A 24,807-nucleotide genomic window follows, 5' to 3' on the forward strand; every position below is an offset into this window, starting at 1 on the left:
AGCGCGCGGAGCGCACGAGCGCTGCCGCCACCGCCCCACTACGGGGTACAGCACTGACGGGTGCCCCACAGGTGACCGATAGACGCACCCGTGACCGAGACCCTGCCAGCGCCCGAGGTGTACGACTTCGCGCGCCCGTCGACGCTGGCCCGTGAGCACGCCCGGGTCCTCGAGCTCGCCTTCGAGACGTTCGCGCGCCAGTGGGGCACGCAGCTGACGGCAAAGGTCCGCGCGGTCAGCCAGGTCACCTGCGAGCAGGTGGAGATGACGACGTACGACGAGTACGCCGCGTCGCTGCCCGCGCTCACCGGCATGGTGCTGCTGCCGATCACCGGCCTGACCCCGAAGGGCGTGCTGCAGGTCCCGCTCGACGCCGCGCTGACGTGGGTGTCCCACGCGCTGGGCGCCTCGAAGCCGCTGCCGACGCCGGACCGCACCTTCACGCCCATCGAGCAGGCCCTGGTCCGCAAGATCGTCGAGGACGCCCTCGACGACCTCCGCTACTCGTTCGGCGGGCTGCTCGCGCAGGACGTCACGGTCGGCGGGTTCCAGTTCAACAGCCAGTTCGCCCAGGCCGCGCAGAAGGGCGACCTGATGATCGTCGCCTCGTTCTCGATCCGGGTCGGCGACCGCATCGCCCCCGGCACGCTGGCCCTGCCGGCCGAGGCCGTCCTGCCGCAGCTCGGCGAGGCCGCAGCGCACGTGTCGCCCGCCGACGCCCGAGCCCTGCTCGACGCGCAGCTCGAGAGCGTGCCCGTGGGCGTCAGCCTGCGCTTCGCCCCGGCCGCGGTCCTGCCGACGCAGGTCCTGCGGCTCGCCGTCGGCGACGTCCTGCCGCTGCCGCACCCGCAGCACCGGCCCCTCACCATCGCGGTCGACGGCGAACCCGTCGGCACCGCCGCGGTCGGCGCGAACGGCTCGCGCCTCGCCGGCATCGTCGTCACCACCACGAGCACGGAGCAGCACTGATGACCGAAACGACCACCCTCCACACCGCAGCGGCCGAGTCGCTCGCGGCGCAGCTCCCGACGGCCGCCCCCTTGACCGCGGTGCTCCTGCCTGGAGGCGCGACACCGGTCGTGCTCGACGCGGTGACGGACGCCGTGGTCGCCTCGTTCGTCGGCGGCCTGTCGGCCGACCTGGCGCTCGTGCTCACCGACCTCGAGTCGATCACGGCCGCCGGAGGCACCGACCACGGCATCGTGGCCGTCACGGACGTCCTGCGTCCGTCGCTCGAGGCCGCGGCCGGGGTCCTCGGCGTCGGGGTGCTCGGCGAGGCGAACCGCGAGTCGGCCGCGTCGCTGCTGGCCGACCCGGACACCGTCGTGTTCGAACTGGCCGCCGGTGGCCTGCCCGCCGGGTGGTTCGGCATCCGGATCCGCGAGAACGGCACGGTGTCGGCGCCCGTCGTGGCGAACCTGCCCGCGGGCAACCTCGGCCGGATCAACAACGTCGAGATGACCCTGACGGTCGAGATCGGCCGCACCCGGATGTCGGTCCGCGACGTGCTCGGCATGGAGCCCGGCGCCGTCGTCGAGCTCGACCGCAGCGCCGGTGCCCCCGCCGACGTCCTGCTGAACGGCCGCCTCATCGCGCACGGCGAGGTCGTCGTCGTCGACCAGGACTACGCGGTCCGGATCACCCGCATCCTCGACGTCGCCGAAACGGTCTGACCCGCGCGTGGACACCCTCGTCGTCACCCTCCGCGTCGCGCTCTCGCTCGGCGTCGTGCTCGCCCTCATGTGGGTGCTGCACCGCGCGAGCCGCAAGCGCTTCTCGGGCAAGCCGTCGGGCCGTCGTGCCGCGACCGTCGAGGTCGTCGGTCGACAGGGCATCGGTGGCAAGGCGAGCGTCGTCGTGGTCGACGTCGAGGGGGAGCGGCTCGTGCTCGGCGTGTCCGAGCACGGGGTCAACCTGCTCACCAGCGGGCAAGCGCCCGCGCCGGAACTCACCATCGTGACCGGACCGGTGGCGCTGCCCGTGCGTCCCGCCCCGTCGGCCGACGCGTTCGGTCGGGAACTCGCGCAGCAGTCGGACGCCACCACGGGCCTCCCGGCAGACACGGACGACGTGACCCGCACGACCGACGCGACCAGCGCCGTCGCGCCGCTGCCGATGCGCCCGCGCAACCGTCGCCCGCAGCGCGCCGTGCCGAGCGCGCAGCAGCTGCAGGGCTCGATCCTGTCGGTCGACACCTGGCGCCAGGCCGCCGCTGCGCTGCGGAACCGGCGGGCCGGGTGACCGTGGCAGGGCCGCACCGTCTGGCACGGTCGGGTCGACTCGTCGCCCTCGTCCTGCTCGGCCTGGCGGTCGTGGCCGGGTTCCTGATGCTCACGACGACCGGTGCGCATGCCGCCGGTGTCGTCGAACCCACCGCCCCGGCGACCCCGACCGCCCCCGCGACCGGTGACTTCAGCGTCAGCGTGAACGGCCCGGACGGCACCCCGTCGTCGGCCGTGGTGACGCTCATCGGCATCACGCTGCTGAGCGTCGCACCCGCGCTGATGCTCATGATGACGTCGTTCACGAAGATCTTCGTCGTGCTCGCGATGACCCGGAACGCGCTCGGGCTGCAGTCGATCCCGCCGAACCAGGTGATCGCCGGACTGGCACTGTTCCTGTCGCTGTTCGTGATGGCACCGGTGCTCGGGCACATCAACGACGACGCCCTGCAGCCCTACCTGGCCGGGCACCTCGACTTCAACCAGGCCGTCGAGATCGGCACGAAGCCCCTGCGGACCTTCATGCTCCACCAGACCCGCGACGAGGACGTCGCCCTGATCACCCGCGCCGCCGGCCTGGACAACCCGAAGTCGATGGCGGATGTGCCGATGACGACGGTGATCCCGGCGTTCATCATCTCGGAGCTCCGCAGCGCGTTCATCATCGGGTTCGTCATCTTCATCCCGTTCCTGGTGATCGACCTCGTCGTCTCCGCAGCCCTGATGTCGATGGGCATGATGATGCTCCCGCCGGTCATGATCTCGCTGCCGTTCAAGATCCTGCTCTTCGTGCTGGTCGACGGCTGGGGCCTCATCATCACGTCGCTCATCGAGAGCTACCACGTTGTCTAGGGGGCACGCATGAACCAGCAGGCAGTCATCGACCTCGTGCTCCAGGCGCTCCTGGTGTCCGGCAAGCTCGCCGCCCCGGTGCTCATCACCTCGCTCGTCGTCGGCTTCGCGATCTCGCTGTTCCAGTCGGTGACGCAGATCCAGGAGGTCACGCTCTCGTTCGTGCCGAAGGCCGTCGCCGTCGCGATCGCCCTGGTGGTCTGCGGCAACTGGATGATCTCGGAGATGATCGCGTTCACGCACGTCGCCTTCGACATGATCCCGAAGCTGCTCGGGGCCGGTTGATGGAGCTCAGCATCGACGCCGACCGTCTGGAGGCGACCATGCTCGCCGGCGTCCGGCTCGTCGCGTTCTTCGTCATCGCGCCGCCGTTCTCGTACCGGGCGTTCCCCGGCACCGTCAAGGTGATCCTCGGGCTGGGGCTCGCCATCGGCGTCGCCCCGCGTGTCGCCGTCGGCTACGAGTCGCTCGACACGGGGCCGTTCCTGCTCGCCCTGCTCACCCAGCTCGTCGTCGGGCTGTCCCTCGGGTTCCTGGTGTTCCTGGTGTTCGCCGCCGTCCAGTCGGCGGGTGCCCTCATCGACCTGTTCGGCGGGTTCACGCTCGCGCAGGCGTTCGACCCGCAGTCCCAGGTCAACGGCGCCCAGTTCACCCGCCTGTTCCAGATGACCGCGCTCGCGCTGCTCTTCACCTCGGGCGGCTACCAGCTCATCGTCGGCGGTCTGGTGCGGTCGTTCGACGCGGTGCCGCTCACCGGCACCTTCGCGGTGGACGGACTCGCGTCGATGCTCGTGACCGCGATGTCGCAGATGTTCCTCGCCACCCTGCAGATCGCCGGCCCGCTCGTCGTCGTGCTGTTCCTGGCCGACGTCGGCCTCGGGCTGCTGACCCGCGTGGCACCGGCGCTCAACGCGTTCCAGATGGGCTTCCCGATCAAGATCGGCCTGACCGTCCTGTTCGCCGGCGCGCTCTTCATGGCCCTGCCCTCGGTGGTGTCCTCGCTGACCGGCGACGCCGTCGAGGCGATCACGGGACGGGGGTGACGACGTGTCCGACAGCGGAGAACGTTCCGAACAGGCAACCCAGCAGCGGATGCGCGAGGTCCACGAGAAGGGCCAGATCGGTCGCTCGCAGGACCTCGGCGCGTGGATCGGGATCGCCGTCGCGGCGCTCATGATCCCGGCCGCGATCGGCAACGCCGCGGCCGCCGGACAGGACCAGCTGCTCGCCGTGCAGCGGGTCATCGAGGACCCCGAGCTCGGTGCCGTGCAGGCCCTGCTCGCCGACGCCCTCGGTTCGATGGGTGCGACCCTCGGCCCGATGCTCGCGGTCGTCGCGGTCGCGGTGCTCGCCGCCGCCGTGACCCAGGGCGGGGTGCACTTCCGCAAGATGACGCCGCAGCCCGACCACTTCGATCCCGTCGCCGGACTGAAGCGCGTGTTCGGCACCCAGGCGCTCTGGAACGGCGCGAAGGCGCTGCTCAAGACCGCCGTCGTCGGACTCGTCCTCTGGTTCGCGGTGCAGGGGCTCATGCCGGTCCTGATGACGAGCGGCTCGCTGCCGCTGTCGGCCGTGCTCGAGGCCGCCGCCGCCGGGTCCGGCACCCTGCTGCGCGCCGCGATCGTCGCCGGGCTCGTCCTCGCAGCCCTCGACGTGTTCGTGGTGATCCGCCGCAACCGGAAGCGCACGATGATGACCAAGCGCGAGGTCAAGGACGAGAACAAGCGGAGCGACGGCGACCCGCTGGTGAAGTCGCAGCGCCGCTCCCGCCAGCTCGCGATGAGCCGCAACCGGATGATCCAGGCCATCGGCACCGCGGACGTCGTGATGACGAACCCGACCCACTACGCCGTCGCGATCAAGTACGAGCCGGGCAAGTCCGCGCCCCGGGTGGTGGCGAAGGGGGCCGGCCCGGTCGCCGACGTGATCCGCGCCCGTGCCGAGGAAGAGCGGGTGCCGATCGTCCGCGACGTCCCGCTCACCCGGGCCCTGCACGCCGCGTGCGAGCTCGGGCACGAGATCCCCGTCGACCTGTACACGCCGGTGGCCCGGGTCCTGTCCTTCGTGATGGCGCTCAAGGCCCGCGGCACCGCTGCCGGCACGCACGCACCGCCGCGGCCGACCACCCCGGACGAGGTCGCGAGCGTCATCGACCCCGCCACCCTGACCGGTGACCTCCGCCCCCGCAAGCTCCGCGTACCGCGCACCGCAGAGAACCAGACCGAAGGACTCCCCGCATGAACCGCAAGGACCTGCCGAAGCTCGTCGTCCCGGTGTTCATCGTCGGCATCATCCTGCTGCTGATCCTGCCGGTGCCGTCGTTCCTGCTCGACTTCCTGATCATCATCAACATCCTGCTGGCGCTGGTGATCCTGCTCACGACGCTCTTCGTGAAGAAGCCGCTCGACTTCTCGGTGTTCCCGTCCCTGCTGCTCGTCGCGACGCTGTTCCGCCTCGGCCTCAACGTGGCGTCCACCCGGCTGGTGCTCGGCGAGGGCTTCGCCGGTGACGTCATCCAGGCGTTCGGCCACGTCGCCGTCTCCGGGTCGATCATCATCGGCGCGGTCATCTTCCTCATCCTCATCGTCATCCAGTTCGTCGTGGTGACGAAGGGTGCCGAGCGCGTCGCCGAGGTCGGGGCACGCTTCACCCTCGACGCGATGCCGGGCAAGCAGATGGCGATCGACGCCGACCTGAACGCCGGGCTGATCACCGACCAGGAAGCCAAGGAGCGCCGTGCCGCGGTGTCCGCCGAGGCCGACTTCTACGGCGCGATGGACGGTGCGTCGAAGTTCGTCAAGGGCGACGCGATCGCCGGCATCCTGATCATCATCATCAACCTGATCGGCGGCATCGCGATCGGCATGCTGCAGAACGGGCTGTCCGTCACGGACGCGCTGTCGAAGTACGGCATCCTGACGATCGGTGACGGCCTGGTGACGCAGATCCCGGCGCTGTTGATGGCGGTGTCGACCGGCATGATCGTCACCCGGTCCGGCGCGGAGTCCGAGATGGGGTCCTCGGCTGCGACCCAGCTGTCGCAGTCGCGGAACGCCCTGATGATCGCCGGTGTCGCCGCGATCGCGATGGGGTTCATCCCCGGCATGCCGATCCTGCCCTTCCTGCTCGTCGGCGCGACCCTGCTCTTCACGGGCTGGCGCATCGGCCGGAACGCCGCCCGGGCCGAGGCCGACGCCGCCCAGCAGCAGGCACTCGCGGCCGCTGCGCCGACCGGCGACACCCCGGAGGACCTGCTCGAGCAGATGCGCGTGCACGCCCTCGAGATCCTGCTCGCCCCCGACCTGGTCGACATGGTCTCCGGCGCCTCCGACGACCTGCTCGGCCGGGTGCGTGCGCTCCGCCGCAAGATCGCGATCGACATGGGCATCGTCGTCCCGCCGGTCCGCACCCGCGACTCGATCGACCTGCCGCCGTCGACGTACGCCATCCGGATCGCCGGGGTCGAGGCCGGTCGGGGCACCGCGCCCGCCCGCAGCGTCCTGGCGCTCGGCGACCACCTGGACGGCCTGCCCGGCACCTCGACCGTCGAGCCGGTGTTCGGCCTGACCGGCAAGTGGGTGCCCGCCGAACTCCGGCACGCCGCCGAGATGACCGGCGCGACCGTCATCGACCGGGTCTCCGTGCTCGTCACCCACCTGCAGGCGGTCATCGGTGATAACGCCGCGCGCCTGCTCACCCGCGAGGACGTCAAGGTCCTGACCGAGGGCGTCAAGCAGGTCAACCCCGCCGCGGTCGAGGAGCTCGTCCCCGGCATGCTCTCGATGGCCGAACTGCAGCGGGTGCTGCAGGGCCTGCTCGCCGAGCGCGTGCCGATCAACGACCTCGGCCGGATCTGCGAGGCCCTCACGCTCCGCGCCAAGGTGTCGACCGACCCCGAGGGGCTCGTCGAGTCCGCCCGTGCGGCCCTCGGACCGGCCCTCGCCGCCCGGCACACCGACGCCGGCACCCTGCGCGTCATCATGATCGACCCGATGCTCGAGCAGTCGATGCTCGAGGGGCTCCGGCCGTCCGAGCAGGGCAGCCAGATCGTGCTCGACGCGCACCGCATCGAGCAGGTCCTGGGCTCCGTCCGCGACGCCGTGCGCTCCGTGGAGGACCAGGGGCTCTCCGCCGTCCTGGTCTGCGCCCCGCAGCTCCGCCCGGCCGTGCACCGCATGGTCGCCGCCCAGTCGAACGGGCTCCCGGTGCTGTCGTACCAGGAGGCCACCGCCGCGGGCTCCACCATCGAGACCGTGGGAGTGGTCCGTGCCGCCGACCCGATTGCAGCGTAGCGGCGCCACGCTCGAGTCCGTCCGCGACGCGGTCCGGACCGAGTTCGGTGCGGGTGCGCGGATCGTCGCGGCCGAACGCGTGACCACGCCGGGCTTCGGCGGACTGTTCCGCAAGGCGCACGTCGAGGCCACCGTCGAGGTGCCGGAACCGGGGGACCAGCCCACCGCCCGGGTCGTCATCGCCGACTCGCCCGTGCAGCGCGTCGGCATCGCCGCGCTGCTCGCCGACGCCGAGGCGGCCGAGGCACGCATCGCCGGCACCGACGGCACCGCGACGACGCGGGCCGACGCCTTCGCGTCGGTGCTCGACGGGTTCCAGGCGGACGGGATCACGCCGAGCGTCCCGCGCCCGACGCACGCGCCCGCCGAGCCGGACGTGCCCACCGGGGTCGACCCGCGCCTCCAGGCCGCCGTCGACGCGCAGACGGTGGCCGACACGCAGGCGGGGGCCGTCGCGCAGCCGGTCGTCGAGACCCGGTCGGGAGGCCCGTCCCGCGTCCTCGACGCGCCCTCGCCTGCTCCGGTGGCCCGGTCCACCGCGCCCGCCGTACGGTCCGCGGACGGTGACCTGGTGCTCCTGGTCGGGCGGCCGAACGACGTCGACGCCGCCGCCGGACTCTTTGCGGTGCGGCACGCGCTCCGCCCGACGGACGCCGCCGACCGCCGTGCCGCGATCCTGGCGCGGGCCGACGGTGTCCGGGACGGTCACGCGGTGCTCGCCGTCGCCGCGTGGGACGACCGGGCGACCGGCGACGCGCTGCAGGCCGACCAGGTGTGGGTCGTGGTCGACGTCGGGCGGAAGCCGGCGGACTCGGCCGCGATGGTGTCCGCGGTGGCCTCGCGGCTGCCCGTGGTCGGTGTCGTGGCGATCGGTGCGGGGGAGACCGCCACGCCCGGGTCGGTGGACCTGCTGGGGCTCCCCGTCGTGTCGCTAGGCTGAACGGGTGCTGGTACTCACGCGGAAGGTCGGCGAGCGGATCCTCGTCGGCGACGACATCGTCATCACGGTGCTCGACTCCCGGGGCGACGGCGTCCGGATCGGCATCGACGCCCCGCGCGGTGTGAAGATCCAGCGCGAAGAGGTCGTGCGTGCGGTCGCCGAGGCGAACGCCGAGGCCGCCGCCGCCGGTGACGACGCCGAGGCGCAGCTGCGCGCGGCGCTCGGGGCGCGTGGCGGGGCTGCCGCGGACGGCTCGACTCCGTCGGAGCCGACCGACTCCTAGCCGTCCGACGCAGCCACGCCCGTCACGGCTGCGGCTGTGTGTCCGTCACGGGCGAGGCTGCACGTCCGTCACGGACGGGGCTTCTTCTCCTGTTCGGGCAGGCGGCCGGCGGCGGCCTCGGCGGCGAACCAGGCACGTGCCTCGTCCTGTCGGGCCTGCTCCGCACCGAGCGCGATCGGCGCCCGGACGTGACCGGGCTCGTACCCGAAGGTCTCGATCAGCTGCGGCACGATGGGCCGGACCCGGGCGACGAGCCGGTCGATGTACGCGGACACCGCACGGGCCCGCTGCGCCGACAGTCGGCCGTGCAGCAGGTACCAGTCCAGGTGCTGCTCGAGCAGGCCGAGCGCGAACAGGTCGCGCAGCCAGACGAGCACGCGTCGGGTGTCGCCCTCGGTGACCTCGTCGAGCGCCTCGGTGAAGGCGTCCCACTGCATGAGCTCGGCGTGCGCCTTCGACGCCTCGATGAGCTCGTGCTGCGAGCGGTTCAGCAGTCGGGCGGCGCGGGCGCGGTCCTTGCCGGCCGAGGCCAGGCGCATGCCGATCTCGGCGACCATCGTGTCGACCCGACCGGCGAGCAGCTCGCGCTGCGTGCGGGGGTCCTGCAGGTCGGCGACGCTGGCGGCCAGGGACCCGCGGTCGGCCACGGTCTGGCCGAGGCGACGGATGCCGGACGCGTCGGCCAGCTTCGACGCCGCGACGGCCGCCACGAACCTCGCGGTGGACGCCGGGTCCTTCGGGGCCTTCGCGCGGAACTCGGTGAGCAGGCGCTTGCCGACGAGCTGCAGCAGCACGGTGTTGTCGCCCTCGAACGTCACGTAGACGTCGAGGTCGGCGCGGAGCCCGGTCAGACGGTTCTCGGCGAGGAACCCGGCACCGCCGCAGGCCTCGCGGGCCTCCTGCAGGGTGTCGAGCGCCGACCACGTCGACATCGACTTGAACGCCGCGGCCTGGGTCTCCAGGTCCTCCCGGCGCTCCGGGGTGTCCTCGCGCCCGCTGAAGACGTCGTCGAAGGTGCGCAGGAGCTTCTCGTGCGCGAACGACTGCGCGAACACCGTCGCCAGGCGCGGGATGAGCCGGCGCTGGTGCCGGCCGTAGTCGAGCAGCACGCCCTCGGTGCCGTCACCGGTGGGGAACTGCCGACGCTGCATCGCGTAGGTCAGGGCGATCTGCAGCGCGATCTTCTGCGCGACGACCGCGGCGCCGTCGAGCGACACCCGGCCCTGCACCAGCGTGCCGAGCATCGTGAAGAACCGGCGGCCGGGCGAGGCGATCGGTGACGAGTAGGTGCCGTCCGCGGCGACGTCGCCGTAGCGGTTCAGCAGGTTCGTGCGGGGGACCCGGACGTGGTCGAACGCGAGCCGGCCGTTGTCGATGCCGTTCAGCCCGCCCTTGGGGCCGTCGTCCTCACCGCTAACCCCGGGCAGGAACGCCCCGTCGGCGTCGCGGAGCGGGACGTAGAACGCGTGCACGCCGTGGTCGACACCGGCGGTCACGAGCTTCGCGAACACGACGGCGGCGTGCCCGTGCAGGGCCGCGTTGCCGATGTAGTCCTTCCACGCACCGCGGAACGGCGTGTGGATCTCGAACTCCTCGGTCGCGGGGTCGTACGTGGCCGTCGTGGCGATGCTCTGCACGTCCGAGCCGTGGCCGGTCTCGGTCATCGCGAAGCAGCCGGGGACCTCGAACGAGACGATGCCCGGCAGGAACTCGCGGTGGTTCGCCTCGGTGCCCAGGTGGTGCACGGCGGACCCGAACAGTCCCCACTGCACCCCGGCCTTGATCTGCATCGACGGATCGGCGACGACGAGTTCCTCGAACGCCGCCAGGTTGCCGCCGTGGTTGTCCTGGCCGCCGAACTCGGTGGGGTAGGGGCGCTGGATCGCCCCGGCGTCGACCAGGGTCCGGAGCTGCTCGAGCACGCGTGCCCGGTGCTCGGGGATCGGCTGGCCCTCGATCTTCTGCATCGCGGGGTCGAGCGCGAGCCGCCGGGAGATCCGCCGGTCCTCGGCCCAGCGTCCGAGCAGGAGCTCCTGCACCAGCTCGACGTCGATGCGGACGTCGGTGTCCGTCCCGGCGGTCGGGGTGCCCGCTGCCGGGTCGCCGGCGGCGTCGGCGTTCGGCGCGGCGTGCTGCGCGGCGTTCTTCGCGTCGACGTCCGGCTTGGTGTCGCTGCCACTGGCGGGGGTGGTGCGCTGGGCGGGTGCGGTGTCGACCATGGGCGGAGTCCTCCTGAACTGCGGTGTCCGTGTTGCTCCGTCCACGCTAGACACCGGTGCCGACAGTGGCGGGAACGCCGTGCGGGCCGCACAACCCCGTGTCGCCCGTGCCGTCACGAGGTCGTGGGAACCCTCCAAAGACATGAGCGGGGTTCGACGATTGGGCGTGCCCACCCGGCCAGGGGCAGACTGGCCGCCATGTCACGTACCACCCCCGCGGACCGCGAAGGCCGTCCCGGACGCACCTTCTTCGGGCAACCGTTCGAGCTCTCGACACCGTTCGCCGTGGAGCTCTGGGAGCGGTTCTCGTTCTACGGGATGCAGGGCATCGTCCTCATCTACATGTACTACACGGTCACGCAGGGCGGCCTGGGGATCGACAAGGGCATCGCCACCGGCATCATGGGTGCCTACGGCGGCGCGGTCTACCTGTTCACGATCATCGGGGCGTGGATCGCCGACCGGCTGATCGGAGCTGACCGGACCCTGTTCGGCAGCGCGATCGTCGTGATGCTCGGGCACATCGCCCTCGCGCTCATCCCCGGGGTGGCCGGGGTCGGTGTCGGCCTCGTGCTCATCGCGCTCGGCTCCGGCGGGCTCAAGGCCACCGCCACCACGATCGTCGGCGGCCTCTACAGCCGCGAGGACCCGCGCCGCGACGCCGGCTTCTCGCTCTACTACCTCGGCGTGAACCTCGGGGCGTTCTTCGGACCGCTGCTCACCGGGCTGCTGCAGAGCTCGCTCGGCTTCCACTGGGGCTTCGGCCTGGCTGCCGTCGGCATGGCCGCGGGCCTGGTGCAGTACGCGATCAGGCGGAAGAAGCTGCCCGAGGTCGTCCGCCACGTGGCGAACCCCGTCGACCGCCGCCGTCTGCCGCTCATCGGTGCCGGCGTCGTCGTCGCGCTCGTCGTCATCGTCGTCGCCGTGCTGACCGGCCTGCTCAACGTCGGCAACCTGCCCACCGTCGTGGTGGCGGTCGTCGTGCTGGCCACCATCGGCTACTTCGTCGTCATCCTGTCGAGCGGCATCACCCGTGACGAGCGGTCGCGGGTCTTCGCGTTCATCCCGCTGTTCATCGGCAGTGCCGTGTTCTGGTCGCTTTACCAGCAGCAGTTCACCGTCGTGACGGTCTACTCCGACGAGCGTCTCGACCGCTCGCTGTTCGGCTGGGAGATGCCGGTGTCGTGGGTGCAGTCGATCAACCCGGTCTTCATCATCGTGCTGTCCGGCGTCTTCGCGGCGCTGTGGACCAAGCTCGGCGACCGCCAGCCGTCCACCCCGACGAAGTTCGCCCTCGGCACCGGGATCATGGGGCTCGCGTTCCTGCTGTTCCTGCCGTTCACCGGCTCGGGCGAGAACGGCACGCCGCTGCTGGCGCTCGTCGGCATCCTGCTGGTCTTCACGCTCGCCGAGCTGCTGCTCTCGCCGGTCGGCCAGTCCGTCGCGACGAAGCTCGCGCCGCCGAAGTTCCAGACCCAGATGGTCGCGCTGTTCTTCCTGTCGGTGTCGCTGGGCACCGCCGTCACCGGGGTGCTGTCCCGGTACTACGACCCGGCGAACGAGGCCCCGTACTTCACGATCCTCGGTCTGGTCGCCGTCGTGGTGGGCGTGGTCCTGCTGCTCCTGGCCAAGCCGGTGCTGCGGCTCATGCGCGGCATCCGGTAACCTGAGCGGAGCCACACGCCGACGCAACCAAGGAGTCACCACCCATGCTCGAACTCATCGCAGGGATCATCATCGGCGTCGGCGTCCTCGGTGGCGTCGGGTGCTGCATGGCCGTCGCGGCCATGATGAAGAGCGGCTCCGAGGAGTACTGAGTCCCTGACCCGGACTACTCGCCGCTGTCGGTCGTGACCGGCACCAGCTGACGACTCAGGACGGTCGCGCGCTCGAAGGGGCCGCGGCCGTCCTTCGTGTACGCGGGCTCATCGAAGGCGACGGTCCACGTGCGCTGTGTCCCGCCGATCTGACTCCCGCCGGGAGCCACGATCACCCCGATCGGCTCGTCGGCCCACTGCTCGCCACCCCGATCGGTGTCGATGACCTGCACGAGGGCCCCGATGCCGAGACCGGGAGCGTCGTCGGGGCGGGGACTGGGGGAGCGGCGGCGTCCGAACACGCCATCACCGTAGCGGCGAGTGGTCATGGAACGTCTGTGCGGCACCTGTCGACACGCTGACGGCCCGGCCGCCGGGTGGTCAGGCCACCCCGCCTGCCGCGCGTCGAGTGGTCACGAACCGTCGGCTGCGCCGCCGCCATTCGACAGTTCGTGACCCCTCGGCGAACCTGAGCGGGGTGTTGCGACCGGCGGGACGACGGCCGGGAGGCCCGTGGCGGGCCCGCACCGCGCCTCCAGGCCGTTGTCGGGCACGTCCAGAGCGCGGACCGGGTGGTCGGGACACCCCGCCGACACCGCGTCGAGTGGTCACGAACTGTCGGCGGCGGCGCCGCCATCCGACACTTCGTGACCCCTCGGCGAACCTGAGCGGGGTGTCCCGACCACCCGACACGCGCGACCACTCACCCCAACCCGCGTCAGACCGCGGCCGGCTCCACCCGGGCGATCTCGGTGATGGACGAGTGGCCCGTCTCGGGGTGCTTGCGCATCGACAGCAGCCGCTCCATCGACGGTTCGAGCGCCGTGACCTTGTCGAGCGGCGCGCTCACGACGAGCTGGAACCCGAGCCGGAGCCACGCGGTGACCGCACGGCCGGCGAACTCCGAGTCCGCCTTGATGAACGCCTCGTCGAGGAACACCGGCGCGAACCGGGGCCGGGGACGGGTCTCGTCGCCGAGCTGGTAGCGCAGCGCGGCGCCGACGATGAACGCGACGAGCTCCTGCGTCTCACCACCGGACTTGTCGCCGAGCGACGAGTACACGCCGAGGTCGTTGCCGTCGGTGTCGTACCGGACGGCCGTGATCTCCATGTGCCGTCGGACGTCGAGCACCGCGTCGCGCTGGGTGGTGCGGCCCCGGGCGGCGTCGGGGTCGGGCCGGATGACCGCCATGAAGCGCCGGAGCCGTCGGAACCGGGTCTCGAGCACGTCGTCGGTCAGCTCGGTGTCGACCGAGGCGGACAGGGCGCGGAGCTCACGGCGGAAGGCGGTGACGTCCTCGCGGGTGACCCGGCGGATCTGGATCTTCAGGCGGTCCCGGTTCGCGCCGAACGGCAGCTCCCGCAGGATCTCGTTGACCGGCTCGAGGCGCTCCTCGATCTCGACGACGGCGCGGTCGAAGGCGCCGGCGAGCGGGACGAGGTCCTCGCCGCTCCACTGCGACAGGCGTCGACGCCACTCGCTCCGACGCGCGTGCAGGCCGGTCGCCACGATCTGGTCGAGGATCGCGTGGTAGTCCGGGTACGACGCGACGCCGGTGCCGAGGTTCGGGTCGGGCCAGGCGTCCTGGTACCGCTGGAACGTCAGCGTCAACGAGGTCGAGGCCGCCGCGGCACCGTCGAGCGCCTGCGTGAGCCGCTCCTCGAGCCGGCGCTTCAGGCGTCGGGTCGCGTCGTCGAAACCGTCGACGCCGTCCGGGGCGCCGATCTCCTCGAAGGTCTCCTCGAGCAGGCGGGCCTGCTGGTCGTCCGGCAGCGAACCGGGCGAGGAGTCGAAGCGCTCCAGGATCTCGGCGGCGGCGTCCTGGCCGTCGACGAGCACCGCGTGGCGCTCCTCGAGCCGCTGGACGGACAGCCGTGCGGCGGAGCGACGGTCGGCCGCTTCGTCGAGGGACTTCCGGAGCCGCGCGACCGAGGCCCGCAGCGTCCGCAGGCCGTCGTCGGCGGCGAGCAGCGCCTGCCGTTCCTCGTCGAGCCGGGCGAGGGACGTCCCGAGCCCGTCGACGTCGATCGCGGCCCACGTGACGTCGACCACGTGCTGGTGCGCGGCGCGGAGCACGTCGAGCGCGGTGAGGTCCTGCGCGACGTCGGTGCGGCGGGCCTCGAGCGTGGCGAGGTCCTGCGCGATCGAGGCGAGCTCCTGCTCGACCGCGGCGACGCGGGCCTCGTTCGTGAAGCCGATGACGTTCGACTGGCGGCGGTCACCGTGCGCGCCACGACGGCCGTCGCGGAGCTGCCCGGACTCGGTGACCCGGCGGCCACCTCCGCCGAGGTCCGACGCCGAGGCGACACAGCGGGCGTCGGTGCGGTCGGACTCGATCCGCTCGCGCACCCAGGTGCTGAACGGGGACGGCTTGATGGCGAGCTTGCCGGACACCATCGCCGGGTCGCCGTCGAGGTCCAGGTGCGGGCCGGTCGGCACACCCTCGAACTGCACGCGGACGGGCAGGCGCAGTGCGTCGATCGCCTCGCTGAAGTCGCCGAGGCGGTCCTGGTCGACGAGCAGCGTGCGGGCGACGGGGGCCAGGACGGACTCGATGGCCGTGCGCCAGCGCTCCTCGCCGGGCAGCACGTCGAGCAGTTCCGCCACGAAGGGCAGTTCGGCCGGGTCGATGCCGGCGGCGCGGGCCATCGCGAGCCGGGCCTCGTGCATCGGCAGCGGCATGGCGCCCTGCCGGTGCTCGAGCGACTGGCGCTCCTGCCGCAGGGACCGCTCGCGGTCGAGGAGCGGGTACTCCTCTCGGGTCAGGGCGTCGCGGCGTTCGTCGAGGGCGGTGCGCGCGTCGGCGTACGACCCGAGGAACTCGTGCGAGGCACGCTGCGCGGCGGTGAAGTCGGCCTCGGTCGCGACCGACGTGCCGAGCACCGCCGTGCGCTCGTCGAACGTTGCGCGGGTGCGCACCACGGCGTCGCGCTCACGGGTGAGCCGTTCGATGCGGTCCTCGAGCTGGGCGAGCGCGTTGCCGCCCTGGTCGCGGAGCCGGGCCTCGGCGTCGCGCAGCTCGATCTCGACGGCGGCGTGCCGGGCCTCGGCCGCGGCGACCTCGGCGCGCGATGCCGTGCGCTCCCGGGCGTTGCGCGCGACCTCGGCGTCGAGCAGATCGCGCTTCCGCGAGGCCGTCCAGTGCGCGAACGGCGACACCTCGGCGCCGGTCGCGATGCCGTCCAGGGCCGCTGCGGCCTCGGTCGCACGCGAGATCTCGTCGTGCAGGTCCGTGATGGGGGAGAGGATGCGGACCTTGCGCTCCTCGGTGTCCATCGCCTCGTACGCCTCGTCGAGGGCGGAGAAGTGCGCGAGGGCCCGGTCGGCCGCCTCGTACGTGCCGGGGGTCTCGAGCACGAGCGACTTGTACAACGCGTCGACGGTCGGCAGGTGCTGGCCGGCCTGGATCCGGGCGAGCAGGCGCATCGCCCGGTTGCCGCCGCCGGAGTCGCCGATGCCCAGCCGGGTCTGCAGCGTGTACGCGAGCTCCTGGTAGGTGTCGCGGATGACGAGCCCCGGCACGCGGCCGGTCAGCTCGAGGTGGTGGAACCGCGACGGCACGAACTCCTCGAGCCGGCGCAGGTCGAAGGTGTCGTCGACCGTCGCCATGGTCATCTGGATGTCGCCGACCCCGCGGGCGCGCTTCGGCACGATGTACGCACGCAGCACCGTGAAGCGCCGCTCGTCGTCGTTCCGGAACGTGACCGCCGCCGCGCCCCAGGTGGTCTGGTCGTCGCCGCGCAGGTTCACGTCGCGCAGGCTGCCGGTCTCCGGGTCGCGCCGGGTGTCGACCTTGCCGCGCAGGTACGTGAGCAGGTTGCGCTGGTCGGCGCTGCGGGCGCGGCCGGTGGTGGCGTCGTTCGAGGCGCCGTTGAACGGCACGTCGGACGGCATCATCACGGCCAGGTAGGCGTCCATCAGCGTGGACTTGCCGGTGCCCGAGGCGCCGGAGATGAGCGTCGCCGTGCCGGACAGCTCGACCTGCCGGTGGCCGTGGAACCCACCCCAGTTGACGACCTGCATCGACTCGGCGCGCCACTGCGCGACCGTGTCGAAGAGCGCGGGGATCTCGAACGTGTCGGTCACGCTTCCGTCTCGCCTTCGTCGTCGGTGTCGGTCTCGGCTTCGCCGTCAGTCGGGAGGCCCGGGTCGTCCCCGTCGGTCGGCTCGCCGCCCGGGGTGGTCGCCTCACCCTGCGCGGTGGTGGTCCGCAGCCAGGCGTCCAGTTCGAGCAGGCGCTCCAGGGGGAGCAGCACCTCGACGACGCTCGCCACCCGGAAGCGGTCCGGGTCGGAGGTGCGGATCAGGATGCGTGCGGTCACGAGGCGCTCGATCGCCTTCGCGACCCGGCCCTCGTCGCGGGTGCGGTCGGTCGCGGTCGCCGGACGGAAGCCCGCCACGTGCCCGAGGATCTCGGAGCGGTCCACGACGACCTGGTCCGGGCCCGGTCGGGCGTCGGCGCGCAGGCGCATCCGCAGGTAGACGAGGACGATCGTCTCCTCGCGGGTGTACGGCAGGTCGCGGAGCAGGGTCGGGAACGTGCGGCGCTGGCTCTCCGACCGGGCCTGGCGCTTCCAGGCGACCTCGCGGTCACGGTCGACGTGCAGCTCGAGGAACAGGTCGTTCAGGCGGGACCGCAGCTGGTACTCGGCGTCGAGCACCGCGCGCCACTCGTCGGGGTGCGTGCGGGAGCTGACGTACGAGTGCCGCAGCAGTGCCACCAGGGCGCGTCGCTGGTGCTCGTCGAGCCGGCCCTCGTCGCCCTCGAAGAGGGCGAAGCTGGACTCGTCACGCTCGTCGTCCTGCATCACGGATGCGGGGTCGTCGTAGGGGACCGTGTCGTCGACCGGTGCCGGCGTCGTGTCGCTCACCGTGCCTCCTGTGCGTTCTCGTCGTGTGCGTCGCTGACCGGACGGTGCTCGTCGTCGAGCGCAGCGGTGGGCATGTGGAAGGTGATCGCGGTGCCGTCGGGGCGGACCGTGCGGTGCTCGGCGACGTGCGCGGCGGACTCGAAGTCGTCGCGCCCCGTCAGCAGGTGCGCGAGGCCGAAGAGCTCGACCGGTCGGCGCTGCTCGGGCGGCAGCCCGTGGAACGCGTCGACGCTGGAGTCGGCCTCGGCGAAGCGGAGTGCCGCGCGCAGCTCGGTCAGGAGCGGCCCGCCGTGCATGCGGAGCATCTCGACGTCGAGGTCCTCGAAGACGTCGTCGTCGGGTTCCTCGATGGGCGGCGGCACGGACTCGGCGTCCGGGTCGTAGAAGCGCTCGCGCAGCGTGCCGACCTCGGCGGCCGCCGGTAGGAGCGGCAGCGGGATCCGGTCGCGTGCGCCGCCCTGGTCCATCAGGGTGGCGAGGCCGCGGTTGATCGAGCGGAGCACGGCGTCGAGCTCGCGGTCGCGCACCACGTCGTGGGCGACGATCTGGTCGCGGAGCGTGGCGGTGAGCTGACGGCGCTGGGCGAGGACGTCCTCGATGCCCTGGCGCAGGATCGTCACGGTGTTGCGGAAGGCCCGACGCTCGCCGGCTCCGAGGCCCTGCGCGAACGGGTGCGCCAGGATCGTCGCGATGTCGTCGCGGAGCCGCAGGAGCAGGGCGTCGTCGCGCAGCAGTTCGAAGGCGCCCTCGAAGGCACGGCCCTCGGGCGTCGCTTCCATCAGGTTGTCCGTGCGCGCCAGGTAGTCGTCGAGGATCTCGCCGATCGGGCGGACCTCCTGCCGGAAGTCCTCGACGATCGAGCGGTGCATCGTCGCGACCGCTTCTTCCACGCGCTTGAAGTCACTCGGCAGCTGCCGGATCAGGTCGGAGATGTTCGTGTACCCGTCGCGCATCCGGTCGTCGTCGACGGCCACGACGTCGTCGCCGTGCTCCAGGCGCTCCCGCTCCGCCTGCAGCTCGGCGATCTGGGCGTCGATCCGGCGGATCTGCACGTCGGGGTCGGGTTCGGCCCGGGCGGCCCACCGGTGCACGGCGTCGACGATCATCGCCAGGCGGCTCTCGCTGATCAGGGCGCGGTCGGCCGACAGCGCGTCGACGAGGCTCAGGGCTTCGAGGGCGTGGCTCGTCAGGGAGTACTGCTCGTCGCCGTCGGGGGAGTTCGAGCGGACGAGCCACTGGGCGCCGACCCACTCGCGGCACAGGGCGCGGCCGTTCGGGCGGGCCTCCTGCTCGCCCTCGGTCTGCTCGCTGTCGGCCTGCGCGCTGGCCGCCGGCACCGGCTGGTCGCTCGCGGGCACACGGGCACCCGCGGCCTGCAGGCGCGCGACGTGTTCCTCGACCTGCAGGTGCATGCGGTCGGCGGGGACGTACTGCACGTCGCGATCGAAGACCGTGCGGAACACGGCCAGGACCGTGGCGCTGGTCGGCCGGGACATGAGCCGCAGGGTCGGACGGTCGAGGACCGCTCGGACCCGGGCGAACTCGAGGTCGACGTCGGTCATGCGCCCCTTCGTCCGATCGTGCTGGTGGTCTGGCCCGCGTGCTGCGGCCTGATGAGATGACAAGAGCCCGACGCTGCTGCGTCGGGCTCTTGTCGGTGGTGTGTGTTGCTGTGTGGGCGATACCAGACTCGAACTGATGACCTCTTCGGTGTGAACGAAGCGCGCTACCAACTGCGCCAATCGCCCCCTGCACTGTTCGTGCGGATCGATACTAGCGGAAGTCCGGCGGTGCATCGAACACGTCGCGCGGCCCGGGTGTGGCGCGCTGCCCGCAGGGGGTGTCGAACCGCCCCGATCCGCATGAACTCGGGGGACACGCCCGGTGAACGGGGAGGATTTTGGTGGAAGTGCCCCGGTGCGTATAGAGTTTACGTCGTCGCCGCGACAGCGGAACGACAAGTGCGGATGTGGCGCAGTGGTAGCGCATCACCTTGCCAAGGTGAGGGTCGCGAGTTCGAATCTCGTCATCCGCTCGAGTGTGGGTCTTCTCGAAGGCCCGCGACTCACCAGAGGGTATCCCACCGTTCGGGTACTCACGGAGACGTGAACCTCGATGGTGGGGTGGCCGAGAGGCTAGGCAGCGGCCTGCAAAGCCGTCCACGCGGGTTCGAATCCCGTCCCCACCTCCAGATCCACCCTCCAAGACCTTGATGGACTCCGGTCCACGCAGGGACTTGGGCGATTGGCGCAGCGGTAGCGCGCTTCCCTGACACGGAAGAGGTCACTGGTTCGATCCCAGTATCGCCCACCACCACGAAGCCCCCGGCAGGACCACCAGGTCCGGCCGGGGGCTTTCTTCGTTCCGGTTTGCTCGTCGTTCCCAGTCCGCCAGGACCGCGATGTTCCGTGGACCCCGCCCGGTACGGTGGTGGTCATGCAGATCGGCCGGAGGCGGAAGCGTGCCCGACGCGGCACCACGCCGGTGCTGTTCCACAAGGTCTGCGAGTGGCAGCGGGACGATCGGGACCCCGGTGACGTCGTCGTCGAACGAGGAGTCTGGCTGGCGTTCACCGCGCGCCGAGTCGCGGTCTACGAGTTCGACGGCCGTGACACCCACGCTGCCGTGCTCGAACTGGACGAAGTGCTCGGTCCGACGTGGCAGGAGATGATCGACGAGGCGCCGGCAGAATGGCTCCTGGCACACCTGGAACGATTCGCGAGCGGTGTGGACGTCCGCCGGGCGGTGTTGGACGACTACGCCCTCCGACACGGCGGCGGAGCACCGCCGACCATCGAGTGGGCGATCCGGCTGTAGCGACGGAGTTCCCTCGACGGCGACTGGAATGGCCCAGATCGAGTCAGCCGGCCTCGTCGCAGGGCGCGCGGCGTTCGCTGGCCCGCGTGTCGACCACGAGGGGCTGGTGGACCAGAGCGCGGTCGGCCAAGGTGAGCACGTGACCGCCTCGTCGACGACCACTGCCCCTCGGCTCGCTCCGCTGTACGCCGCGGGGTTCGTGACCGCCTTCGGGGCGAACGGCATCGCCGCGGCGGTCGGCGGCGAACACCTCGAACTCGGCCTGACGCTCGCGTGGCTGGGGCTCTTCCTGGCGCTCTACGACGTCGCCGAACTCGTCCTCAAGCCGGTCTTCGGCGCAGTGTCCGACCGCATCGGCCCGCGACCGGTGATCGTCGGCGGACTCGTCGTCTTCGCGGCAGCTTCACTCATCGGCGTCTTCGGGACCGGTCCGTTCTGGCTCGGGCTCGCCCGCCTGCTGCAGGGTGCCGGCGCCTCCGCGTTCTCGCCGGCATCGTCTGCCGCGGTCGCCCGCCTCGTGCCGGCGCACCGTCGCGGGACGTACTTCGGTCGGTACGGCTCGTGGAAGGGTCTCGGCTACGCCGGAGGACCGGTCATCGGTGCACTCGTGGTGCAGTTCGGCAGCACGCAGTGGCTGTTCGGGATCCTCGTCGTGATGGCTCTCGTGACGGCGGTGGCGGTGCTCGTCGCCGTCGAGCCGATCGTGCCCCTGCCCCGGCAGCGGGCCACGCTCGCCGTGATGGTCCGAGCGGCCACGGACCGCCAGTTCCTGATCCCGGTCGTCGTCCTGGCCGTCGGCAGCGCTGCGATCGGCGCGCTGACCGGGATGCTCCCCGCGCTCGGTACCGAGGTCGGCATCCCGCTCCTGGTGTCGACGCTCGCGGTCGCCGTCCTCGCGGTGACGTCGTCGCTCGTGCAGCCCGTCGCCGGCCGACTGCACGACGCCGGGCGCCTCGGTACCGGGGTGGCGGGTGTGGCCGGGACGGCCGCGGTGGCCGCTGCGTTCCTGGTGGTCGCCGTCGCACCCTCGGCGGTGGCCGTCTTCATCGCGGCCCTGCTCGCCGGGGCCGGTGTCGCCACGCTGACACCCGTCGCGTTCGCGCACCTCGCCGGGACGACTCCGCCGTATCGGCTCGGTCGCACCATGGGTTCAGCGGAGCTCGGGCGTGAGACCGGGGACGCCGTCGGACCACTCGTCGTCGGTGGTGTCGGCAGCGCGATCGGGCTGCCGTTCGGGTTCGCGGCCTTCGCGGTGGTGGCCCTCGTCGGGACGCTCGTGGCATCGCGGGTGCCGTCGAAGACGGCCGCAGCACGGGACGCGTAGGGCACAGACGAACCCCATCGGGCGCTACGCGTACGGGTCAGCGGACACCGTCCCGTAGGCATTCGTCCGACGTCGACGATCGCGGCGCGCAGCGACCCAGCGAGCCACCGCGAGCGCGAGCAGCGCGGCGGACACCCCGGCGAGCAACCACAACCACCCGTCGTCGTCCTCGATGAGCAGCCGCAGGGCCAGCACTCCGAGCGGTGCTGCCACAAGGATCCGTCGGAGCTCGCGCCACGACGGCTTCCACAGCGTGGTCAGGCCCTTCTTCCACCGACCGACCACGACGTACGCGATCACACATCCTGGGATGCAGAGGGCGAGCCAGTTCGCGACCGCCCGCACCCCGTCGTCGTAGAACGGATGCGCCACTTCGCGGAGGACGCCGCCAGCAGCAGCCGCAACGAGCAGCCCCCACATCCGCGCCTCCCAGCGGCGAGGGTGCCACCAGGGTGTGCGCCACAACGGCACTCGCTCACGGACCACCGGCATCGCGACTCCTCCCCGGTCGGGCGTCCAGCCTATGCGCGACGTCGATCGACGACGAGACCGAGAGCCTGCCGTCCCTGGCGGGAATCCGGCTGTTCCGCGTACGGTGTGACGGGACGAGACCGACACCGCAGGTCGGTCCGACGAGGGGGCGCCATGAGGATCTTGAGCACCGTGGCACGAGGGCTGGGCTGGTTGCTGACGACGGTCGCGAAGACGCTGGGCGGGATGCGGGGCGCGAAGCCGTACACCGATTCGCACGCGGCGCAGGTCCCGCCACGTCGCGAGGACTACCGCCCCTAGGCAGCGAGACCGTCGTTCCGCCCCGTCACCGTAGGATCGTCGAGCCGCATCCAGCGGAACGACGGGGGAGCACCTGATGGAACAGCACACCGAACAGCGCACGCGACCGCGGGTCGTCACGATCGCCGTGGCGCTCTGGTGGGCGTCCGTCATCATCAGCCTCGTGGCCGCCGCGCCCGGCATGGTCGTGTCCATGCGCGAAGCCGGCGGCGCGATCATCGGGGCGTCGCTCGGGCTCGTCATCGTCCTCGCCTGGTCGGCACTGTTCGTGTGGCTGGCAACGCGAATGGGACGAGGCTCCGGGAACGCGCGTCTCTGGCTCGCCATCATCGCCGGGCTGACTGCCTGCAGCGAAGTGCTCACCATCGCCACCGACGGCGTGGACTGGAGCCTCGTCGACGCCTTCTGCGTCGTCGTCGCCGCGGTGCTCAGCTACCTGCCCAGTGCCCGTCCGTTCTTCCCGCGGGACGCACGACGCCCGCGATCAGCGGAACCCCGCACCATCGGGTGGGACCCGACGACGGGCGAGCGCATCTTCGAGACGCCTCCGTCGGGCGACCGCGCGCACTGACGCTCGCCCCGGAATGCGGCCGGAGAACGTGCGTTCCCCGTTGTGGGGGTACCGCCGGACTCGGGCAGATGGTTCCATTCAGAGGTCGGCATCCTCCGGGTGCCGAACAGCCACGGACCGTCTCGCGTCGCAGTGAAGGTGGTCGCCGCTGGTTACGGTGACCACGAGGTGCCGTCGAGTCGATTCGGGTTCGACACGGCGGCGCCTCCCACACACCGGGGGACCGTCCGACCAGGAAGCAGCACCATGCGATCGCTCGTCTACACCAGCACCCAGACCCGTCCGATCACGGATTCCGAACTCGCCCAGATCCTGGCGGTCGGTCGCGAGAAGAACACCCGGCTTGGCATCACCGGCATGCTCGCGCACCGCGATGACAACTGCATCGGGATCATCGAGGGCGAGGATGACGTCGTCCGGCAGCGCTTCGACCAGGTCCAGGCCGACCCGCGGCACACGAACGTCCGGGTGCTGCTCGACGAGCCGATCGCCCAGCGCTCGTTCCCGGACTGGTCGATGGCGTTCCAGTCCCTCGACCCGCTGATGCACGACGTTCCGGGGTTCAGCGACCTGTTCAGCCCGGGTCGCCCTACTGATCCTGCGTTCGGGGCCTCCCGCGCTCGCGCCCTCCTGGACTGGTTCCGGAAGCACCCGCTGGCACCACTGACGAACCAGAACGCCGCCGACGAGGAAGCCCCGCGCACGCGGGCGATCAACGGTGCGATCGCGGTCATCCACGACGGGGGACTGTCACGCTTCTCGCTCGAGGGCGTCGCGTCCCGGTCGGGGATGCGGCAGGCCGAGATCCTCGAGCTCTTCCCCTCCGAGCACGCACTGCTGGCCGCCGCGGTGATGCGGTGGACCCGCGCGGTGTCGGCACCGCTGCTGCCGCTCGCCGGTGAGAAGGGCACGGTGGCGTTCCTGCACGCGCTGCTCTCCGCTCACGCCGAGGACCCGTCCCTCATGCGCCTGATCGCCGCGACGCTGGCCATCTCGACCGACCCGTCGACCGACGGCGCCGACTACTACCGGTCCGCGTACCTGCAGTTCCGCGAGACCGTCCGCACCGCGCTGCAGGAAGACGTCCGCACCGGCCGCGAACCGGCGACGATGGACCCGATCCGCGGGGCACAGCAGCTGCTCGCCCTCTACGACGGCATTCGCCTGCAGGCGCTGCTGACGCCGGACACCGACGTCGTCGACGCGTTCGACCGTGCCGCCGCCCGGATGCGCCGCGGCTGGTCCGAGCAGTACGAGGAGACCACCGTGTGGGACATCTCCGCGCCGGCCGTGGACTGACGCTTCAGCGAACCAACCGGACTGTCCGCGGGATGGGTCCGAACGCCGACTCGGCACCGTCGGGCGTGAAGCCGTTCCGCCGGTAGAAGGCGTGCGCCCGCGGGTTGTCCGCGGCCACCCACAGCGACGCCGGACGATCGGCGAGCACGGTGTCGAGGAGCGCCTGGCCGGCTCCGGTCCCGTGCGCACGGGCCAGGACGTAGAGCGTCGTCAGCTCCTCGGGGCGGACGGCATCCGGCTCGGGGGTCGTCTGCGTCGCGGCGAAGCCCACGACGCCGGTGCTGTCGAGAGCGACCCGGACGGCTCCTCGGGCGTCAGGGCTCGCGAGCGTCGACCGCCACATGTCGACCCGGCGACCCGCGTCGAACCACGGGCTCGTGTCCGGGTCGTCGACGAACCGGCCGTAGGTCTCTCGCCACGACACCGTGTGCACGTGGGCGATCGCATCCGCATCAGCGAGCGTGGCCGGGCGGATCAGCGTCGAGACGTCGTCATCGTTCCCCACTC

At 71.7% G+C, this 24,807-nt stretch carries 23 protein-coding genes and 4 tRNA genes; 19 read left to right on the forward strand and 8 right to left on the reverse strand.

Annotated elements, in window-relative coordinates; translation table 11 throughout:
• Window positions 1–90 precede the first annotated feature (90 nt).
• From DEJ12_RS11065 to csrA, 10 genes are read left to right on the forward strand one after another with little or no spacing between them, the layout of a single operon-like run.
• Window positions 91–969 (forward strand): flagellar motor switch protein FliM, encoded by an 879-nt coding sequence (locus DEJ12_RS11065; RefSeq protein ID WP_084740413.1) that lies wholly within the window; start codon window positions 91–93, stop codon window positions 967–969.
• A complete protein-coding gene (gene fliN / locus DEJ12_RS11070) occupies window positions 969–1,673 on the forward strand; it encodes a flagellar motor switch protein FliN (RefSeq protein ID WP_111030044.1) in 705 nt (234 codons plus the stop codon). The genes DEJ12_RS11065 and fliN overlap by 1 nt, the downstream gene beginning before the upstream one ends.
• Window positions 1,674–1,680: 7 nt before the next feature.
• Complete coding sequence (locus tag DEJ12_RS11075) at window positions 1,681–2,241, forward strand: flagellar biosynthetic protein FliO (RefSeq protein ID WP_071403903.1); 561 nt, start codon at window positions 1,681–1,683, stop codon at window positions 2,239–2,241.
• Window positions 2,238–3,074 (forward strand): flagellar type III secretion system pore protein FliP, encoded by an 837-nt coding sequence (gene fliP / locus DEJ12_RS11080; protein WP_110859880.1) that lies wholly within the window; start codon window positions 2,238–2,240, stop codon window positions 3,072–3,074. The genes DEJ12_RS11075 and fliP overlap by 4 nt, the downstream gene beginning before the upstream one ends.
• Window positions 3,075–3,083: 9 nt before the next feature.
• Entirely contained in the window at window positions 3,084–3,359 is a 276-nt protein-coding gene (locus tag DEJ12_RS11085; protein WP_027465541.1) for a flagellar biosynthetic protein FliQ, read from the forward strand.
• Window positions 3,359–4,117 (forward strand): flagellar biosynthetic protein FliR, encoded by a 759-nt coding sequence (locus tag DEJ12_RS11090; RefSeq protein ID WP_071403902.1) that lies wholly within the window; start codon window positions 3,359–3,361, stop codon window positions 4,115–4,117. The genes DEJ12_RS11085 and DEJ12_RS11090 overlap by 1 nt, the downstream gene beginning before the upstream one ends.
• A 4-nt stretch (window positions 4,118–4,121) precedes the next feature.
• A complete protein-coding gene (locus DEJ12_RS11095) occupies window positions 4,122–5,315 on the forward strand; it encodes a flagellar biosynthesis protein FlhB (protein WP_111030045.1) in 1,194 nt (397 codons plus the stop codon).
• The gene (locus tag DEJ12_RS11100) at window positions 5,312–7,366 is read left to right on the forward strand and encodes a flagellar biosynthesis protein FlhA (protein WP_111022852.1); all 2,055 of its coding nucleotides are present in this window, start codon (window positions 5,312–5,314) and stop codon (window positions 7,364–7,366) included. The genes DEJ12_RS11095 and DEJ12_RS11100 overlap by 4 nt, the downstream gene beginning before the upstream one ends.
• Window positions 7,341–8,306, forward strand: coding sequence for a hypothetical protein (locus DEJ12_RS11105; RefSeq protein ID WP_111030046.1), 966 nt, complete (start codon window positions 7,341–7,343; stop codon window positions 8,304–8,306). Before DEJ12_RS11100 ends, DEJ12_RS11105 begins: the two co-directional genes overlap by 26 nt.
• Window positions 8,307–8,310: 4 nt before the next feature.
• Window positions 8,311–8,589, forward strand: coding sequence for a carbon storage regulator CsrA (gene csrA, locus DEJ12_RS11110; protein ID WP_111030047.1), 279 nt, complete (start codon window positions 8,311–8,313; stop codon window positions 8,587–8,589).
• 68 nt (window positions 8,590–8,657) lie between these two features.
• On the opposite strand, the gene DEJ12_RS11115 is transcribed toward csrA, so the two are convergent.
• Complete coding sequence (locus DEJ12_RS11115) at window positions 8,658–10,808, reverse strand: acyl-CoA dehydrogenase (RefSeq protein WP_111030048.1); 2,151 nt, start codon at window positions 10,806–10,808, stop codon at window positions 8,658–8,660.
• 198 nt (window positions 10,809–11,006) lie between these two features.
• Between DEJ12_RS11115 and DEJ12_RS11120 the strand changes: the two genes are divergently transcribed.
• Entirely contained in the window at window positions 11,007–12,473 is a 1,467-nt protein-coding gene (locus tag DEJ12_RS11120) for a peptide MFS transporter (protein WP_181433121.1), read from the forward strand.
• A 166-nt stretch (window positions 12,474–12,639) separates the two neighbouring features.
• Here DEJ12_RS11120 and DEJ12_RS11125 read toward each other — a convergent pair whose 3' ends face one another.
• From DEJ12_RS11125 to DEJ12_RS11145, 5 genes are all read right to left on the reverse strand, one after another.
• Window positions 12,640–12,954, reverse strand: coding sequence for a hypothetical protein (locus tag DEJ12_RS11125; RefSeq protein ID WP_111022856.1), 315 nt, complete (start codon window positions 12,952–12,954; stop codon window positions 12,640–12,642).
• Between the two features lie 389 nt (window positions 12,955–13,343).
• Window positions 13,344–16,712 (reverse strand): ATP-binding protein, encoded by a 3,369-nt coding sequence (locus tag DEJ12_RS11130; protein ID WP_111030049.1) that lies wholly within the window; start codon window positions 16,710–16,712, stop codon window positions 13,344–13,346.
• A complete protein-coding gene (locus DEJ12_RS11135) occupies window positions 16,709–17,497 on the reverse strand; it encodes a DUF4194 domain-containing protein (protein WP_111030050.1) in 789 nt (262 codons plus the stop codon). The genes DEJ12_RS11130 and DEJ12_RS11135 overlap by 4 nt, the downstream gene beginning before the upstream one ends.
• Window positions 17,494–19,059 carry a DUF3375 family protein gene (locus tag DEJ12_RS11140; protein WP_111030051.1) on the reverse strand — a complete coding sequence of 522 codons (1,566 nt, stop codon included), beginning with the start codon at window positions 19,057–19,059 and terminating at the stop codon, window positions 17,494–17,496. Before DEJ12_RS11140 ends, DEJ12_RS11135 begins: the two co-directional genes overlap by 4 nt.
• A 113-nt stretch (window positions 19,060–19,172) precedes the next feature.
• A tRNA-Val gene (locus tag DEJ12_RS11145) sits at window positions 19,173–19,245 on the reverse strand.
• 215 nt (window positions 19,246–19,460) lie between these two features.
• On the opposite strand from DEJ12_RS11145, the gene DEJ12_RS11150 reads away from it, so the two are divergent.
• The 5 genes from DEJ12_RS11150 to DEJ12_RS11170 all read left to right on the forward strand — a co-directional run bounded on the left by DEJ12_RS11150 (window position 19,461) and on the right by DEJ12_RS11170 (window position 21,638).
• A tRNA-Gly gene (locus DEJ12_RS11150) sits at window positions 19,461–19,532 on the forward strand.
• Window positions 19,533–19,614: 82 nt separating this feature from the next.
• Window positions 19,615–19,688 (forward strand) — tRNA-Cys (locus DEJ12_RS11155).
• A 47-nt stretch (window positions 19,689–19,735) separates the two neighbouring features.
• Window positions 19,736–19,810 (forward strand) — tRNA-Val (locus DEJ12_RS11160).
• Window positions 19,811–19,933: 123 nt separating this feature from the next.
• Window positions 19,934–20,314 (forward strand): hypothetical protein, encoded by a 381-nt coding sequence (locus DEJ12_RS11165; protein ID WP_146245578.1) that lies wholly within the window; start codon window positions 19,934–19,936, stop codon window positions 20,312–20,314.
• Window positions 20,315–20,420: 106 nt separating this feature from the next.
• A complete protein-coding gene (locus DEJ12_RS11170) occupies window positions 20,421–21,638 on the forward strand; it encodes an MFS transporter (protein ID WP_111030139.1) in 1,218 nt (405 codons plus the stop codon).
• Window positions 21,639–21,662: 24 nt separating this feature from the next.
• On the opposite strand, the gene DEJ12_RS11175 is transcribed toward DEJ12_RS11170, so the two are convergent.
• On the reverse strand, window positions 21,663–22,058 hold the full coding sequence (locus tag DEJ12_RS11175; protein ID WP_111088041.1) for a hypothetical protein: 396 nt from the start codon (window positions 22,056–22,058) through the stop codon (window positions 21,663–21,665).
• Between the two features lie 225 nt (window positions 22,059–22,283).
• Here DEJ12_RS11175 and DEJ12_RS18040 point away from each other — a divergent pair, with 225 nt between their 5' ends.
• From DEJ12_RS18040 to DEJ12_RS11185, 3 genes are all read left to right on the forward strand, one after another.
• On the forward strand, window positions 22,284–22,430 hold the full coding sequence (locus tag DEJ12_RS18040) for a hypothetical protein (RefSeq protein ID WP_163343646.1): 147 nt from the start codon (window positions 22,284–22,286) through the stop codon (window positions 22,428–22,430).
• Between the two features lie 76 nt (window positions 22,431–22,506).
• On the forward strand, window positions 22,507–23,001 hold the full coding sequence (locus tag DEJ12_RS11180) for a hypothetical protein (RefSeq protein ID WP_111030054.1): 495 nt from the start codon (window positions 22,507–22,509) through the stop codon (window positions 22,999–23,001).
• Between the two features lie 246 nt (window positions 23,002–23,247).
• The gene (locus tag DEJ12_RS11185) at window positions 23,248–24,300 is read left to right on the forward strand and encodes a BLUF domain-containing protein (protein WP_111030055.1); all 1,053 of its coding nucleotides are present in this window, start codon (window positions 23,248–23,250) and stop codon (window positions 24,298–24,300) included.
• A 4-nt stretch (window positions 24,301–24,304) separates the two neighbouring features.
• On the opposite strand, the gene DEJ12_RS11190 is transcribed toward DEJ12_RS11185, so the two are convergent.
• Entirely contained in the window at window positions 24,305–24,805 is a 501-nt protein-coding gene (locus DEJ12_RS11190) for a GNAT family N-acetyltransferase (protein WP_111030056.1), read from the reverse strand.
• Between the last annotated feature and the right edge of the window lie 2 nt (window positions 24,806–24,807).

The organism is Curtobacterium sp. MCLR17_059, assembly GCF_003234665.1.
Classification (GTDB): Bacteria; Actinomycetota; Actinomycetes; order Actinomycetales; family Microbacteriaceae; genus Curtobacterium; species Curtobacterium flaccumfaciens.

Coding starts and splice junctions, on each gene's coding strand:
- DEJ12_RS11085 (WP_027465541.1), top strand. CDS start 3,084: ATGAACCAGCAGGCAGTCATCGACCTCGTGCTCCAGGCGCTCCTGGTG.
- DEJ12_RS11115 (WP_111030048.1), bottom strand. CDS start 10,808: ATGGTCGACACCGCACCCGCCCAGCGCACCACCCCCGCCAGTGGCAGC.
- DEJ12_RS11120 (WP_181433121.1), top strand. CDS start 11,007: ATGTCACGTACCACCCCCGCGGACCGCGAAGGCCGTCCCGGACGCACC.
- fliN (WP_111030044.1), top strand. CDS start 969: ATGACCGAAACGACCACCCTCCACACCGCAGCGGCCGAGTCGCTCGCG.
- DEJ12_RS11100 (WP_111022852.1), top strand. CDS start 5,312: ATGAACCGCAAGGACCTGCCGAAGCTCGTCGTCCCGGTGTTCATCGTC.
- DEJ12_RS11180 (WP_111030054.1), top strand. CDS start 22,507: ATGGAACAGCACACCGAACAGCGCACGCGACCGCGGGTCGTCACGATC.
- DEJ12_RS11165 (WP_146245578.1), top strand. CDS start 19,934: ATGCAGATCGGCCGGAGGCGGAAGCGTGCCCGACGCGGCACCACGCCG.
- DEJ12_RS11090 (WP_071403902.1), top strand. CDS start 3,359: ATGGAGCTCAGCATCGACGCCGACCGTCTGGAGGCGACCATGCTCGCC.
- DEJ12_RS11125 (WP_111022856.1), bottom strand. CDS start 12,954: ATGACCACTCGCCGCTACGGTGATGGCGTGTTCGGACGCCGCCGCTCC.
- DEJ12_RS18040 (WP_163343646.1), top strand. CDS start 22,284: ATGAGGATCTTGAGCACCGTGGCACGAGGGCTGGGCTGGTTGCTGACG.
- DEJ12_RS11175 (WP_111088041.1), bottom strand. CDS start 22,058: ATGTGGGGGCTGCTCGTTGCGGCTGCTGCTGGCGGCGTCCTCCGCGAA.
- DEJ12_RS11185 (WP_111030055.1), top strand. CDS start 23,248: ATGCGATCGCTCGTCTACACCAGCACCCAGACCCGTCCGATCACGGAT.
- DEJ12_RS11140 (WP_111030051.1), bottom strand. CDS start 19,059: ATGACCGACGTCGACCTCGAGTTCGCCCGGGTCCGAGCGGTCCTCGAC.